Origin of the sequence: Shewanella sp. MEBiC00475 (assembly GCF_005234075.1) — a bacterium.
GTDB lineage: Bacteria > Pseudomonadota > Gammaproteobacteria > Enterobacterales > Shewanellaceae > Shewanella > Shewanella polaris.
Genome location: NZ_CP039928.1, coordinates 75990 through 92013, shown reverse-complemented (window position 1 = coordinate 92013; position 16024 = coordinate 75990). Strand labels below are relative to the sequence as shown.

Annotated in this window: 10 protein-coding genes; 6 read left to right on the top strand and 4 right to left on the bottom strand. The window is 40.3% G+C overall.

From position 1 onward, the window contains the following. Positions 1 to 181 precede the first annotated feature (181 nt). The 4 genes from FCN25_RS00365 (at position 182) to FCN25_RS00350 (ending at position 3700) form a co-directional block, all read left to right on the top strand. Positions 182 to 1039, top strand: coding sequence for an STAS/SEC14 domain-containing protein (locus FCN25_RS00365; protein ID WP_137220932.1), 858 nt, complete (start codon positions 182 to 184; stop codon positions 1037 to 1039). A gap of 25 nt (positions 1040 to 1064) precedes the next feature. Beyond that, positions 1065 to 1253 (top strand): hypothetical protein, encoded by a 189-nt coding sequence (locus FCN25_RS00360; RefSeq protein WP_137220930.1) that lies wholly within the window; start codon positions 1065 to 1067, stop codon positions 1251 to 1253. A gap of 284 nt (positions 1254 to 1537) precedes the next feature. Continuing rightward, positions 1538 to 1780: a YecH family metal-binding protein gene (locus tag FCN25_RS00355; RefSeq protein ID WP_137220928.1), complete on the top strand. Its 243-nt coding sequence runs from the start codon at positions 1538 to 1540 to the stop codon at positions 1778 to 1780. 606 nt (positions 1781 to 2386) lie between these two features. Next, positions 2387 to 3700, top strand: a complete 1314-nt coding sequence (locus FCN25_RS00350; protein ID WP_137220926.1) for a coproporphyrinogen III oxidase family protein — start codon at positions 2387 to 2389, stop codon at positions 3698 to 3700. Between the two features lie 179 nt (positions 3701 to 3879). Here the strand turns inward: FCN25_RS00350 and FCN25_RS00345 are convergent, their stop codons facing one another. From FCN25_RS00345 to FCN25_RS00330, 4 genes are all read right to left on the bottom strand, one after another. Then, positions 3880 to 5874 carry an alpha-amylase family glycosyl hydrolase gene (locus FCN25_RS00345; protein WP_137220924.1) on the bottom strand — a complete coding sequence of 665 codons (1995 nt, stop codon included), beginning with the start codon at positions 5872 to 5874 and terminating at the stop codon, positions 3880 to 3882. 103 nt (positions 5875 to 5977) lie between these two features. Next, positions 5978 to 7891, bottom strand: a complete 1914-nt coding sequence (locus tag FCN25_RS00340; protein WP_137220922.1) for a glycoside hydrolase family 13 protein — start codon at positions 7889 to 7891, stop codon at positions 5978 to 5980. 125 nt (positions 7892 to 8016) lie between these two features. Then, positions 8017 to 9600: a tryptophan halogenase family protein gene (locus tag FCN25_RS00335; RefSeq protein WP_137220920.1), complete on the bottom strand. Its 1584-nt coding sequence runs from the start codon at positions 9598 to 9600 to the stop codon at positions 8017 to 8019. Positions 9601 to 9707: 107 nt separating this feature from the next. Next, positions 9708 to 12428 (bottom strand): TonB-dependent receptor, encoded by a 2721-nt coding sequence (locus FCN25_RS00330; protein ID WP_137220918.1) that lies wholly within the window; start codon positions 12426 to 12428, stop codon positions 9708 to 9710. Positions 12429 to 12933: 505 nt separating this feature from the next. On the opposite strand from FCN25_RS00330, the gene FCN25_RS00325 reads away from it, so the two are divergent. Both FCN25_RS00325 and FCN25_RS00320 read left to right on the top strand, forming a co-directional pair. Continuing rightward, the gene (locus tag FCN25_RS00325) at positions 12934 to 14568 is read left to right on the top strand and encodes an alpha-glucosidase family protein (protein WP_137220916.1); all 1635 of its coding nucleotides are present in this window, start codon (positions 12934 to 12936) and stop codon (positions 14566 to 14568) included. Positions 14569 to 14678: 110 nt separating this feature from the next. Beyond that, positions 14679 to 15944, top strand: a complete 1266-nt coding sequence (locus FCN25_RS00320; protein ID WP_137220914.1) for a sugar MFS transporter — start codon at positions 14679 to 14681, stop codon at positions 15942 to 15944. Positions 15945 to 16024: the final 80 nt, after the last annotated feature.

Below are 16024 nucleotides of genomic sequence, written 5' to 3'. Positions count from 1 at the left end.
TACAGATAACAACAAGTAATAAATTGTAATTGATGAGTATAAAAAATAGACGGAATTGAATTATAAAATGATGTCATTGATCAATAAGCAGCATAAAAAAAGGTTTTAAGATGAAGCTAACGAGCAGTATGTTTTAACATGATTCTGGATGTGAACTATCCACAAATAGAAGGAAAATTCCATGTTGCAATTTATACCTGTATTTGATGGCAATACCATCGCTGTGCGAGCTTCTGGTAAATTAACTCTTGAAGATTACCAGAAATTTTTACCCCAACTAGAAACTCAAATTAAACGATTAGGTAAAATCTCATTACTTTTTGAGTTTGATAATTTTTCAGGTTGGGATTTAGATGCCGCCGTAGATGATTTTAAGTTTGGTATGAAGCATCTTAGTGATTTTGAACGCATAGCGATGGTTGGCGATAAGTCATGGGAATATTGGATGGCTTTTATCGCCAAGCCCTTCTTACTATCCAGTGAAGTGCGTTATTTTGACCGAGAAAACCTGCAAGATGCTTGGGATTGGTTGCGTGAAAGACAAGAGTTTGAAAAGTCTGCAGAACAATTGCAACCTTATCAAAATATTGTGGTTGCGGTTGACTTTTCCTTGTATTCAAAACATGCATGCAAACGTGCAATTGAACTCGCTAAATACTATCAAGCGTCATTAACATTATTAAATGTTGTTCAAGAAGTTATCCCTTACACACTCTATGGTGATCCAGTGGGTAACAACTTTGTTGATCTAAACATCATCGAAGAACAAAATAAACAAGGTATTGATGCAGCTCAGTTTCAGATGAAAGCTTTTGTAAATGATTTAGATACAGATTTTCCCATTGAGGCCAAAGTGATTTGTGGTGAGGTAAATTATGGCATTGTGTCATTTTTGGAAGCACGACATGTTGATTTAGCCATTTTTGGGGCAAAAAAGAAAAAAGGCATAAATAAGTTATTGGGCTCAGTGCCACATTATGTTCAAAATCATAGTCGTTGTGAAATATTAATCGTTCCGGTTCAAGAGTCTGTGTTCTAACTTATTACAGCTAAGGAGTATTCATATGTCTGATGTACAAAATATAGAAATTGAACGTTATCAAGATAATATCACTGAAGATATACGTAAAGTTATCGAAAAATATCGCGAAATTATGGCGTGGGATGTGCCTGAAAATGACACCGTGGAAGCTGATAGGCTTATATTTAAAGCAATTCATTCTGCAATAGCAGGCATTGAAAAAAGCCAATAAAAGCCGAAACTGTGAAAAAGATCATTTAATAGAAATAGCTGCAGCTGCATTTTTATATCTGCATGGCGGTTGATTCTATTGTCTATTTGTTAAATCAACTTTGTTAAGTTGATTATTGATTTTGTACTACTTTATTCCTTATAGACTAGTTGTGAGGGTGGGTCATATTAATGTTAATACTGGTACCGAAAAAGGTATTTTCAGATTTTGTGGATAAGATCTGTATTTATAAAAAAATAATAAGTTATAAAGTATAAAATATTTACACCTTAATTGGAGATATAATGTCTGAATCAGTACACGGCCATAAAGTAATGGAAATGATGCTAACCCATGGCTCTGCGTTAACAAAGCAAGATCTTAAGACTATGATGCATTCTGAGTTTGGTGCTGATACTCGTTATCATACTTGTTCTGCAACCGAGATGGATGCTGAAATGCTTATTGAGTTTTTAGAAGGTAAAGGTAAGTTCATCCCGAGTGAAGGCGGCATTACCACTGCTGAAGATAAAATCTGTAATCACTAAATCATTCACAGTGACACAATGTAGCGCAGACCTAGTTTAATTTAATTAGGTCTAATGCAACATTATTTACAAGCTTAAAAAATCATTTGGGACTCAAAATCTAGGTCACATTTACCATGTCTATAGAAGCGTTAATAATCTGCAACATTATGCTCACATCTACACATTATTTGGATTTAGTCATCAGTCCAGTGTAACTAGCCCTATTTGAACTTTATGAGGTTATTTAACTTTAGTCCTAGTTATGACTTTCATTCAATACACTTGATTTTTTCGTGAGGGTAAATGACTGTCATTAATGATGAATAAATAATATCCATCATCATTTACAATTCACTATGTGATCAATGTCAAACTTTAGTAAGAAGAAGACTCGTATTGTGTAGAGAAGGGTGTAGGTGTGATTTTACATTTAGATATTGATTTATTACATCGCCCAAAATATTTCTGTTTAACTGCATGCTTTTGTAGACATTTATCGATTAAGTAGCCATTTACTCTTCGTCTTTTATTAATCGTTATTTACATCGTTGTGCAAAAGCCAGATATGGTTTGTTACTTAAAAACGCATGCCATTGGCTATATTGTTAACATTAAGGCTAACTCATGAATAAATTCCTTTCATCCTCAAGATTGAATATTGCGACCAATAGCCTAGATTGGGTTATGGGTCAAACCATAAGGCATTCCTTAAATTTGAATGATGCTGTCGCAATTGATGAATTACAGCAGCTTAGTGTGCCAGACAAACCCATTGAAACGCTGTATATCCATATTCCTTTCTGTCATACATTGTGCCGCTATTGCTCATTTCATAAAATCAAATTTAAGGAATCTCTAGCCAGAGAATACTTCAAGGCACTGAGACAAGAAATTAGACAAGTTATAACCCAAGGCTTTCGTTTTAATCGGGTGTATATCGGTGGTGGAACCACGACTATTTTAGAAGATGAATTAATCGAAACCATTGAGCTCATTAAGTCATTAACAACAGTGCGTGAGGTCACTTGTGAAAGCGATCCCATTTATTTTAAAGAAGGTAATCCGCATTTACTCAAAGGTTTGGTCGACCGTATGTCTATTGGAATACAAAGCTTTGACGATAATATTTTAAAAATGGTTGGCCGCTTTGAAAAATTTGGCAGTGGGTTACAACAAGCTGAGTATGTCAGTCGTGCTATCGAGATAATACCTACGGTCAACATTGACATGATGTATGGCTTTAAAGTTCAAACACCTGAGGCAGTAGCGATTGATTTAGCACAAGCCATTCGGTTACATCCGGATCAAATCACCACGTATCCATTAACGCTCGGTATTGGAAAAAATCGTAAAAAAGCTGGTTGTCTTGCTGGCGAACCCGAAGCGTTATGGCCTCAATTTCTGGCGGTAAAAGCAGCATTGGCTGAGCATTATGTGATGGAGTTTCCGTGGACCTTTAGTCGTAATTTTGGTCAGCCTGTTGAAAATAAATACGTACTTGATGGCGAAGACTGCTTCGGCGTGGGATCTGGCGCTTTTGGTCGATTTGGTGAACAATTTAGGATCTCTAGTTTTGATATTCCAGATTATATTGATCGCATTAACACCGGACTATCTGGTACCTGTTATACCAAGCCATTACAATATAAAGCACTATCACAACATTATTTTATGATGATGATGGGCTATGGCTTACTGGATAATCAACAGTGTAAAGCCCATACTGGTAAGTCTTTATGGCAGGCATTTCCATTAGAAATGAGCTTTTTAATTTCAGCAGGGGCGCTCAGAAAACAAGGTGATAATTACATTACCACCGATGAAGGGCAGTTTATTGCGCTTAAAATGTTCTCAGGATTTTTATCTGGAATGGACTATTTACGCGAACAAGCCAGAGAGTTACCAATCAATACAATAGACACCTTGGTGAGAGCATAGAATGCGCGCGATCAATTAAATATTATCAAAAAGCCACAGATGATTTCTGTGGCTTTTTATTAACTGTTTCGTTTGTGTTAATTGCAACATCGGCTAATGATGCAAATAGCACTATAAGTCATTCTCTAAATTGTAGCTTGAAATAATCTTTATCGACGTAAGGTTTTTGAGTGTCGACGTTATCCCTTATTCATCACTTCAAGAATGACAGATTGCAATGGGGCCAATTTAATATCAACACTGACACTGCCATCTTGATTAAGTATAAGTTGTTGACCGAGTTGAACGTTTTTTAACAAATCTGTCAGTTTTGCATTTCCGGTAAGATGCCAAGTTTGTTTTAATGTTTTTGGTAACTTAAGGGTAAATTGTTTGCTTTGGCTTTGACTGAAATTACTGACGATGAGCAATTGTTGCTCAGTGTTAAAACGACTGAAAGCGAATACATTGTCGTCATACCCAACAACCTGTTTTTGGCGTTGAAAGCTATCTAATTCCATATAGTTACCGCTGAGAGCTGATGCTGTGTGGCTTAGATTTAATAACGTTTGATAATATGAACGCAGGGCTTTCTCATCAGCGGTTGATTGACCGCCATCGAACTTACCGTTATTCATCCAACGTTGATGTGCGGGTACGCCAACATAATCAAAAATACTGGTTCGAGTCGGTTGTCCAAAGCCTGCATTTTCAGCGCCTGGCTCGCCAACATCTTGGCCGAAATATAACAAGGTAGGCGAACGGCTTAAGGTGGTTGATATCACCATAGCTGGCAAGGCATTGCGTGAATTACCTGCAAAGTCTGCAGTGTTAATACGTTGTTCGTCGTGGTTTTCTAAAAAGTGCAGCATATGCTGGTCTATATCACTGACTTTGGCTTGTTCCGTCGCAATGGTTGCCGTGCTGGCTTTACCCTGCATAATGGCTTTTAAGGTGTCGTACAAATCAACTTTGTCATACAAGTAATCCATTTTACCTAAGTGAATATAATTGCGATATAAATCGGGGTTATACACTTCAGCTAAAATAAACGCATCTGGGTTAGTGTGTTTAATGTGGCTGTTAAGATAGCTCCAAAATTCTACCGGTACCATTTCAGCCATGTCGTAGCGAAATCCATCGACGCCTTTGGTTAGCCAATACTGGGCAATGTGCTCAAACTTACGCCATGAATCTGGGATATCATCGGCCGCTTGTGCTTGCCAAAAGGCTAAATGCTCGGCTGCGGTTTTATTAGCATAAACATTAGGCAGTGCAGGGAAGTCATGGTTACCATCAGGTTTCACTCCATAATTAATTTTGACTGTTTCGTACCAATCATTGATGTCAGGTTTGGCTAAGCGCGAACCATTGCCGGTCCACTTGGCAGGTGACTCATGAAATTGACCGTCTTTGAGGGGATGTGTTTCACCACCTAGAGGTTGATAACCCTTTGACGCATCTGGGACTTGAAAGTCTTCACCCACCACATAATAGAAATTGTTGTGCCTGCTATAGACCTGAGTCTTATCATCGTTGGCGCCAAAGTCTGACTCGCCTTTAGGTGCTGAAATAGAATGATAATTCCGTGCAACATGGTTAGGTACGATATCGATAATCACTTGCATGCCATTGGCATGAGTGCGGGCGATTAAGGCTTCAAATTCGGCCAAACGATTAGTCGGATTGTCAGCCAGATCAGGATTGACGTTGTAGTAGTCTTTTACCGCATATGGTGAGCCCGCGCGGCCTTTTACCACATCAGGATCATCATTACTAATACCATAAGCCGTGTAATCATTGATTAATGCATGGTGTGGTACGCCGGTATACCAAACATGGGTGGTGCCAAGTGACTTAATATCTTGTAATGCTACATCAGTAAAATCGCTGAATTTGCCTACACCGTTATCTGCAATAGTGCCCCATGGTTTGTTGCTGGTATTGGTGTTGCCATACAGGCGAGTGAACACCTGATAAACCACAGGTTTGGTTATTGTGTTGATGGCTTTGTTGTTTTCATCTGTGTTGATATCTGGCTGTTGATGAGTGGACTCTACTGATGCCGACTTCATCGACTGTGTTGATGTGTTCGCAGGATGGCACCCACTGATTGTTATGCTGATGCTTAAACCAATAGCACAGGTTAGAGGGTTGGGGTTAAGCAATGAAAAAACAGGTAAAAGTAATCGCATGGGTTCTCGTTATTATTCTAATTATTGAGCCTTAAGGCAACGGGGTTAGCTTAAACATTCAGTGCGAGTCAATTCAATATGATTGACTCACACTGCGCTGGCCTTAATGACTAAGTGCCAATATTGTTACGCCTTTTTGTGCCAGTTTTAGCGGTTGATTCAGTGCTTGTGCTTGTTTGTTAATGATGTCGATGCCTTGAGTATTGCCGTTAAAGACTTCGGTAAAACGGCTTAGGTCAAGTTCAACAGCTTGTTCATTTTTGTTGTAAACAATTAATAAGGTTTCATCACCAAAATGACGACTTTGTACGTAAATACCGTCTTTAGGTACAAAATGATGTAAGTCTCCTTGCTGTATCGCTTGCGAGGTTTTACGGTAATTCAACAGCGTTCGCATAAAATTCAACGCTTGTTTTTGATCTGCATTTAAACCTTGATGACTAAAGACATTGACGCTGTCTTGCGGCCATCCACCAGGAAAGTCGGCACGCACAGCACCGTCGTTACGTTCTCCTGTTGGGCTTTGCATTAGTATTTCTGACCCGTAAAATATTTGTGGAATACGGTTACTGGTAAGCACATAGGCCATGGCCATTTTATACAGTTCAATATCGTTGTTCATTAAGCTGTAGATACGATTGGTATCGTGATTGCCTTCAAATAACACTAAATTGCTTGGGTTGGAATAAACTAAATCATTTGCCAGCATTTGATAAAGTTTAATGAAACCTGACTCCCACTGTTCTTTGTCGGTTAAGCTCGATATTAGGGCTTCATATACTGGAAAATCCATCATACTGGGTACAAGTGACTGATAGCCATCGGTATTTTGTTTACCTGTTTGCCAATAACTAACCGTAACAGGATTAGCCGTCCACTCTTCACCCACAATATTAAAATGAGGATATTCATTCATAATGGCTTTTGACCAATCGCTAAGGAAATGTTTATCCGCGTGTGAATAGGTATCTTCCCTAATGCCACTTAATCCTGCATATTCAACCCACCAAATGCTATTTTGGATTAGGTAGGTAGCCATGTGGGGATCGCGTTGATTTAAATCTGGCATAGTGACGTCAAACCAGCCATCACTGAAGTCGCTAATATCTCCGCTAACAGCATAAGGGTCTTGTACAGTGGTGCGTCTGTGGCTTGAGTAACTAACATCGGTTGGATCTTTTAGCCAACGAGATTGGTCATTTATCCAAGTGCTGCTTGGCATACTGGTTATCCATTGATGACCAGACCCCATGTGATTAACTACGACATCTTGGATTATGCCAATGCCAAAGGTTTGCGCTTCTTCCACTAAGGCTTGATATTCTTGATTACTGCCAAAGCGTGGATCAATTTTATAAAAATTGGTGGTGGAATAGCCATGATATGAATATTTTTGTTGGTTGTTTTCAAGCAAAGGATTAATCCATAACTGAGTAACGCCTAAGTCATGTAAGTAGGGCAGCGCTTTGCGGATACCCATAATATCACCACCATGACGGCCACCATCAAAACCACGATTAGCTTGTTCAAGCATATCGGGATGGTTGTCATTATCTGGATTGCCATTAGCAAAACGGTCTGGAGTGATTAAATAAATCACATCTTTATTGCTAAATCCTTGACGATCACGAGAGCCTTTTTTGCGGGCTTGTAGTGCATAATCAAATTGCTCGAGCAATTGATCGTCTTTAAATAAACCCAAGGTAAGCTGTTGTGGTGTGGCTTGGCTTAAATCTAAATTAACAAATAAATGGTCATTGCTGTCTGTTTTATCGATGCTGCTAAGGGTGACACCTTGAGCCTTGATTAATTTCACTTGGGTGTCGCGAATATTATCCCCAGTAATCAACAGTTGTAACTGGGTTTGTTGCATCCCTGTCCACCATGACATGGGCTCTACGCTGAGGGCAGCACTCACCGACATGGCGCAAGTGCTAAGGGCAAAACCGAATAATAAGCTTGATACTAGCTTGCTTACGCGGTGCTGGCAGGTTTGGGGTGAGCAAGGTAATGACATAGTTGATCATCCTATAGTATTTATTGTTATTAGTTTTATTATTGGCTTACTAAATTAACAGCTTGAGCCAATAGCTTACATTAAGTCGTTAAATATATTTAAAATCAGTCTATTACAGCAATTTATTAAAGAGCAGCAATATAGTCTTCATGACTAGACATCTGGTCAACGGTACTGGCAATGACTTTACGGATATTGGCTAAGTAGTCGTTGAGATCAATTTGTCTAACCGCTTGGGTAAGGGGATGGAAATCTGTTGGCGTAATGCCTTGTCCTAACATCACCTGTATCCATGCCGCTTCGGTAAATAATTCATCTTGATGCCTGAAAACCGTTGCAGTCGATTTGAATAAATCGATTCTACGTTGCAAGCTTTCGGGAATGTCCATGTCGCGACATTGCTGCCATAAACCGTGTTCACCGTCGGCAGATTGTTTTGCATTAAGGTGATAGTGCAAAATAATAAAGTCGCGAATTTGTTCAAACTCAGTTTGCGATTGGCGGTTAAACTCATCAATGTGCTGAGGGGTAATGCCCTTTTGTGGAAATAATTTGGTCAAACGAATGATAGCCGATTGGACTAAATGTAAGCCGGTGGACTCTAATGGTTCTAAAAAACCACTCGATAAGCCAATCGCAACACAGTTTTTATGCCATTGCTTGGTGCGTCTGCCAGTTTGAAAGTTAATTTTACGTGGTTCGGCTAACAGTTTTCCGTCTAGGTTGGCTAATAAATGTTGTTTAGCTTGTTCGTCGCTCATATGTTGGCTGCTATACACAATGCCATTACCAGTGCGATGTTGCAGTGGAATACGCCATTGCCAACCAGCATCGTGAGCGGTTGCTTTAGTGTAAGGCGTAAGAGGAGAGGTGCTTTCGCAAGGCACGGCATATGCGCTGTCACAGGGTAGCCAATGCTGCCAGTTTTCGTATTCTACCCCTAATGCTTTTTCAATCAATAAAGCAGAAAAACCCGAACAATCAATAAATAAGTCACCATTAATGCAGTCACCATTTTGTAACGTGACACTGTCTATCGCGCCATCATTGGTGAGTTGAGTGCTGGTAATAGTGCCTTCAACCCGAACAACCCCACGTTGTATGCTGTATTGGCGTAGTAAGTTGGCATATAAACTAGCATCAAAGTGATATGCATGGGTGATACCACTCATCTGTGCTTGAGCAATACTTTGAATAGGTTGGAATTTATTGTGTTTAGCTGCTTGATAATTAAGTGAGTATTGCCAAAAGTCATTTGGATTGTATTGGCTGCCTTCGACTTGTGAACGATTTATTTCTGGATATTTGGCATGAGGACTATTGGTTTCTGAACCATTGGTTTTTACATTATTGGCTCGCGAGCTTAACCAATAATGGTGGAATGCAGTAAACCCTAAGTCACGACCGATATTACCAAAAGCGTGCATGTAAGCATCGCCTTGTCGGTGCCAGTTTTCAAACTCGATGCCCAATTTATAGGTTGCTTGGGTTGCTTTGATAAAGTCGCATTCACTGATCCCCAATACACTATTAAAAATCTGTAATGGCGGAATAGTGGCTTCGCCCACACCAATGGTGCCTATAGCGTCTGATTCGATAAGGGTGATATTGAGTTGGGATTTAAACAACTTGGCTAACATGGCAGCAGTCATCCAGCCCGACGTTCCGCCGCCTACAATGACAATGTTTTTAATGTTATTTTGATTCATTGCTATCGCCTTTGTCACACTGATAAACGTTATTGTCGATATTATAAAAAAGCCCCTGTAAAAGGTTACAGAGGCTTTTAGTCGATTTACTTCATTCTACCAGCCCATTAGAACTTGTAGTTTGCGCCTAACATAAAGTTACGACCGTAGTTTTGGTAATCACGTACGTGACGAGCATCTTCACCTGTGTACGATGTAAATGGCTCGTTGGTTAAGTTGTTCACTTGGAACTGTACCGATAAACCGTATAACGCATCGATACCACTTTCAGTAAAGTCATAACCGATTTGAGCGTCAACAACGGTTTCAGCTTTTACGTTTACGTTGACACGGGTCAAGCTGATTGCAGTTACTTCACCTAAGAAGTCGCTGCGATAGCGTGAGCTGATACGTGCTTCAAAACCTGAGTTTTCATAGTAAACCGTCGCGTTGAAGGTTTTTTTAGAAAGACCTTCAAGTTGTTGAGGTTCACTATCAGCGGTTTCTTTCACTTCACTTTCGTTATAAGAGCCACTTAAAATAGTACCAAAACCATCAAGCGAATCCGAAAATGTACCGAAATCTAGAGAAACTGAGGCTTCAACACCTCGAACATAACCGCCATTACCGTTTTGAGGTTGGCTGATACTACCAATCGGGTTGTCACCTGGGTTTTGCGGTAAAAACGTGCTGAAATCTAAAGTAGAGTCGTCGTTAAAAACATAGGTTTCTAGGTCTTTATAGAATACTGCTAAGGAAAAATAACCTTGATCACTAAAGTAGTTTTCATAGCTAATGTCATATTGACGCGCTAACCAAGGTCGAAGTTGGGGGTTACCCGAGTTACCAGACCAGTTAACACCATCATTAGGATTTTGGCTGTAACTATAATTGACGTTAGCATTCATTTTATCCATACGCGCACGGGTTAATGTACGCGCAGCGGCTAAACGTAGCATTTGGCCATCGGCAACTTCAAAACCTAAGTTAATACTTGGTAACCATTCAAGATATGTATCGCCTGCGGTACGAGGAAGTAACTCAACAATATTATTTTCAACTTTAGCTGCAGTGCCGTCTGAACTTTGATCTGTATAGACGGCTTGCAAGCCAATATTACCTATCAAAGGTAAACCAAATAGTTCTGACTCTAAGTTGGCTTTAACATAGGCCGTTGACACTTCTTCTGATACAGACCAAGAGTTGGTTGCACGTGATAAATCTACATCTGCAACGTCAGTTTCGGTATAACCGCCCGCATTGTAAAAGGCTAACGAATCGTAACTGAGTACGTCGCCCATGCCGAAAAAGTCGAGTGAGGTTGGTGATAATAAATATTGTTCTGGCACCGATTCTAAGTAGTTATCTGTACCGTCATAACCCGCTAACGTTAGGTAATAACCTTTGTCTAACTTGCTTTTATCGCGATTAGTGCGGTTAACACCAAACTCGACGCTGCGCACCGCACCTTGGTCAAACACGTATTCTGCACTTAAACGGAATGATGTTAATTCATCATCAATTTCTGGTTTGTTAATAAAACCATCTTGAGTATTGGCACCAAGCGGGCTACCCCAGCCGAGTGGATCGCCTAACTTAATCAGATTAGGATCGGCATAATTAAGATCATGAGTGAAGTCATAGCCGCCATCACCATTATAGGCAAAACCTAAGTCATCAACCGCTCCAACGCCTGTGCCACGGCCAGTTCCACTATAACTTTCCATGCCAATATCAGTACGTTCAGCTTTTGATAAAGCGATATCGGCTTCAATGCTCCAACTGTCATTGATGGTGTACTTGTTGTTCCAACCAATTGAAAGTGATTCGGCATCACGCTTGTTGACATCGTTTCGTATAACAACTTCAGCACCAATAATGGTTCCTTGAGTCACTAAACCATCTTCAGTAGCAGCGGATGTTACGCCACCATTAGCACCCCAAGCAGCAGGGATTTCGATACCGCGTAAACGTTGGTCATCAGTAAATTTGGTGTAGTAGACATCGACCACAGAAGTAAATTTATCGTTAGGTGCATATTCGAAAACGGCTAATACGCCATCACGTTCTAATTCGCTTGAACGCACAAACGGTTTTGCTCCACCTAATACACTGTCACCAGCATCATTTTCTGGGTAACCCCAGGCTTGCCAGCGTTCTTCTTGGTTTGGTGACATCATGCGGGCATAACCTAACGCAATACCGATAGTGTCGTCTGCAAACTGGTCGATGTATGAAATGCTGCCACGATAACCTGTGTCGCTAGAACCACTGTTTAATGAACCTAAATCGTTCATTTCGCCGCGCAATGACATGGCAATTGTTTGCTCACCATGGGTTAGCGGACTAATGGTTTGCATATCTACCGTGCCGCCGATGGCTTGAGCCATTACAGAAGCATCAGGGGTTTTATATACCATTACACGATTTAATAATTCAGAAGGGTATTGGTCAAACTCGACACCACGGTTGTCATTGACTGAAGCTTGTTCACGGCCGTTTAATGTCGCAGTAGTGAAATCTGGGCCCAAACCTCGAATTGATATGACGTTAGCCCGACCGTCAAGGCGTTGCGCTGCAATACCGGGTAGGCGAGCAAGTGATTCTGCAATACTGACATCAGGTAATTTACCAATGTCTTCGGCAGAAATAGCTTCAACAATAGATGACGAAGACATCTTTAGTGATTGTGATTCTTGTAAGCTGCGACGAATACCAGTGACTTTTACCACTTCAATATTTTCGTCGGCAGCTTCTGTAGTGTTAATGTCATCAGCGGCATAGGCACTCATGCTTGCACCTGCGGCAACTAACGCCAGCGTAAGTAGGCTCGGTTTAAATAGCAACATTCATCTTTCCCCTTTTGTGGATACTTAACACCTGGATGTTCAGGTCGAGTGTTAGTGTCCTTTTGAATTTTTGGTTACAGTCTTTATTGTGTTTTTCCTCAGCATGCTTAATTAACTTTATAAGTGACTGCATAAGTGCTGAAGTTATGACCAAATTGTTGCGCAACAGTGACGATACTACTCCCAGTACTGTTTTGCCGACAATATTATGCATACGTATTCAACGTTATTAAGCGCTAATTATTAGCTGAATTTTACAAATTTGAAACAACTTAAAGATGCTCGATATCGCAGTTAGTTTATTGTATTTATGAGATATTATTTGTATTTTTCATGTGCGTTCAGCTAATGATTTCTTTGCATACGTATGCAGGTGTATTGAACCGGATTTCCTTATTCACGTATCCTCGGGGTAATACAAAATAACTGATGGCTGTTACTCAGTCGCAACATCAAGGTAACTCACCGATTAATTTTTGGGTTGGCTTAATTCTAAGGGGAAGTAATGGATCAGGTAACTTGGTGGCGCGGCGGAGTGATATATCAAGTCTACCCCCGTAGCTTATTAGATTCTAATGGTGACGGTGTTGGTGATTTACAGGGCATTATCAATAAACTTGATTATATTGCCAGCCTAAATGTAGATGCGATTTGGATTTCACCTTTTTTTAAATCGCCAATGAAAGATTTCGGTTATGACATTAGTGATTATCATGAAATTGATCCAATGTTTGGCACCATGGCCGACTTTGACCAACTTATCGACAAAGCTCATCAATTAAATATTAAAGTGGTGATTGACCAAGTGTTAAGCCACACCTCAGATCAACATGCTTGGTTTGAGCAAAGTCGCCAAAGTCGTGATAATGATAAAGCAGATTGGTATGTATGGGCCGACCCGAAAGATGATGGCAGTGCGCCTAATAATTGGTTGGCCATTTTTGGTGGTTGTGCATGGGAATGGGAACCTCGCCGTCAGCAATATTATTTACATAACTTTCTTAAAAGCCAACCTGATATTAATTTCTATTGCCCAGAAGTACGCCAAGCGGTATTAGACAATGTTGAGTTTTGGCTTAAAAAAGGTGTGGATGGTTTCCGTCTTGATGCGATTACTTTCTGTTATCACGACGAACAATTGCGTGATAACCCAGCAAAACCCAAAGATAAACGTCAAGGTCGCGGCTTTAGTGAAGATAACCCTTATGCCTACCAATATCATTATTACAATAATACTCGACCGCAAACGGTTGTCTTTATAGAACAACTGCGAGCATTAGTTAATCATTACCCAGGTGCTGTCACTTTAGGTGAAGTGTCATCAGAAGACTCATTAGCCACCATGGCGGAATATACTCAGGGCGATGACCGTTTGCATATGGCGTACAGTTTTGAACTATTAACTGATGATTTTAATGCGGCTTATATTCGCCAAACGGTTGAAGAACTTGAAGCCAGTATTGGTGATGGTTGGCCATGTTGGGCCATAGGTAATCATGATGTGAAACGGGTTGCTTCCCGTTGGGGGAAAGACAGTACTAACACAACGATGATAAAAATGCTCAACGCGATGTTATTTTCACTACGTGGCAGTGTGTGCAGTTATCAAGGCGAAGAATTAGGCTTAACCGAAGCATCGATTGAGTTTAATCAGTTACAAGACCCATTTGGTATTGCTTTTTGGCCGATGTTTAAAGGCCGTGATGGTTGTAGAACACCCATGCCTTGGGAAAAAGATGCACCTAATGCGGGTTTTAGTGAAGCAACACCTTGGTTACCGATAGATCCTGCACACAATAATAGTGCTGTTGATGTACAAGAAGCCGATCAAGATTCAATACTGAACAGTTACCGGCATTTTTTACAGTGGCGCAAACAGCAAAATTTGTTGATTGACGGTGATATTAACTTTGTTGATAGTCATCCTGATGTACTTGCGTTTATCCGCAGCAAAGGTCAGCAACAAATGTTAGTCCTGTTTAACTTGTCTAATAATCAACAAACCTTTGAATTAGATGAGCTAACATTATCTTCGATTTTACAAGGTCATGGGTTAACCTGTGGCTTACAAGATAAGCAACATCCGGAAACTATAGTGCTACCAAGTTTTGCCAGCTTTTATGGATTGCTTACAAATTAATATGACTAAGCCGAAATACTAAGGTATTTCGGTTTTTTTAAATCATTATAAAAATCCGAAATACCGTAAATAAAAACAGCTAACAATAACTAACAAGAAGAGAGCACATTATGGCTTCAGCAATGCAAAGTACACATCAAACAACGGCTACTGGAGGCAATGGTAATTACCGATTTGCACTAGTGTCGTTGACGTCACTGTTTTTCATGTGGGGATTTATTACCTGTTTAAACGACATTTTGATCCCGCATTTAAAAGCGGTGTTCTCATTAAATTATACCGAAGCTATGTTGATTCAATTTTGCTTCTTTGGGGCGTACTTTTTAGTTTCATTACCTGCGGGTAAGTTGGTTAAAAAATTAGGTTATCAAAAAGGTATCGTGACAGGATTGGTTATTGCCTGCATTGGTTGTCTACTGTTTTATCCTGCAGCAGCCTTTGCTACTTATGGATTGTTTCTCGGGGCCTTATTTGTATTAGCATCTGGGATCACTATTCTTCAAGTGGCAGCTAATCCCTTTGTGAATGCCTTGGGCTCAGTTGAAACAGCATCTAGTCGTTTAAACCTAACTCAAGCATTTAACGCATTAGGCACTACGGTTGCACCTTACTTTGGCGCAGTGTTGATCTTGTCGGTCGCCTCTGGTGCCGTTGATGGACTGAGTCATGCACAAGCCGAAGCTGAAGTGGTTAAGCTTCCATACCTTATTCTGGCCGGGATGCTAGGTTTACTTGCATTGATATTTTCTAAATTGAATTTACCTACAATTGCTGAACACAATGATAATTCTGATAGTGGTGTGGTCACTCATAATGGCAAAACCAGCGCCTTACAAAGCATTCATTTGGTATTGGGCGCGATTGGTATTTTTGTTTATGTTGGCGCTGAAGTGTCTATTGGCAGTTTTTTAGTGAGCTTTTTAGGCGAACCAAATGTGGCAGGCTTACAAGAAGCTGATGCGGCTAAATACATTACCTATTATTGGGGCGGGGCGATGATTGGTCGCTTTGTTGGTTCTGTGATTATGCAAAAAATCCCAGCAGGAACCATGTTAGCGTTTAACGCTTTGGTTGCAGCTGCACTGGTGCTTGTGGCAATGAACAGTACAGGTGCCGTGGCCATGTGGTCAATCTTGGCTGTAGGATTGTTTAATTCTATTATGTTCCCAACCATCTTTAGCTTAGCACTGCGAGATTTAGGACCACACACATCACAAGGTAGCGGCATATTATGTTTAGCCATTGTTGGCGGCGCAATTGTACCGTTATTACAGGGGGTGATGGCTGATAGTATGGGCCTGCAAATAGCGTTTATTTTACCCGTTGTGTGTTACGCGTTTATTTTATTTTATGGTGCTAAAGGCTCAAGAATGTAGTCCCGTATTGACAATATATTTTAATTCTAATGATCAGCGGCTTTCGGGCCTCTTTTTTGTGTCATCTTAATACTGTTACG

What these genes read in the sequence shown, in the direction of transcription:
- FCN25_RS00365 (WP_137220932.1), top strand. Translation starts at nt 182, where the DNA reads ATGTTGCAATTTATACCTGTATTTGATGGCAATACCATCGCTGTGCGA.
- FCN25_RS00360 (WP_137220930.1), top strand. Translation starts at nt 1,065, where the DNA reads ATGTCTGATGTACAAAATATAGAAATTGAACGTTATCAAGATAATATC.
- FCN25_RS00355 (WP_137220928.1), top strand. Translation starts at nt 1,538, where the DNA reads ATGTCTGAATCAGTACACGGCCATAAAGTAATGGAAATGATGCTAACC.
- FCN25_RS00350 (WP_137220926.1), top strand. Translation starts at nt 2,387, where the DNA reads ATGAATAAATTCCTTTCATCCTCAAGATTGAATATTGCGACCAATAGC.
- FCN25_RS00345 (WP_137220924.1), bottom strand. Translation starts at nt 5,874, where the DNA reads ATGCGATTACTTTTACCTGTTTTTTCATTGCTTAACCCCAACCCTCTA.
- FCN25_RS00340 (WP_137220922.1), bottom strand. Translation starts at nt 7,891, where the DNA reads ATGTCATTACCTTGCTCACCCCAAACCTGCCAGCACCGCGTAAGCAAG.
- FCN25_RS00335 (WP_137220920.1), bottom strand. Translation starts at nt 9,600, where the DNA reads ATGAATCAAAATAACATTAAAAACATTGTCATTGTAGGCGGCGGAACG.
- FCN25_RS00330 (WP_137220918.1), bottom strand. Translation starts at nt 12,428, where the DNA reads ATGTTGCTATTTAAACCGAGCCTACTTACGCTGGCGTTAGTTGCCGCA.
- FCN25_RS00325 (WP_137220916.1), top strand. Translation starts at nt 12,934, where the DNA reads ATGGATCAGGTAACTTGGTGGCGCGGCGGAGTGATATATCAAGTCTAC.
- FCN25_RS00320 (WP_137220914.1), top strand. Translation starts at nt 14,679, where the DNA reads ATGGCTTCAGCAATGCAAAGTACACATCAAACAACGGCTACTGGAGGC.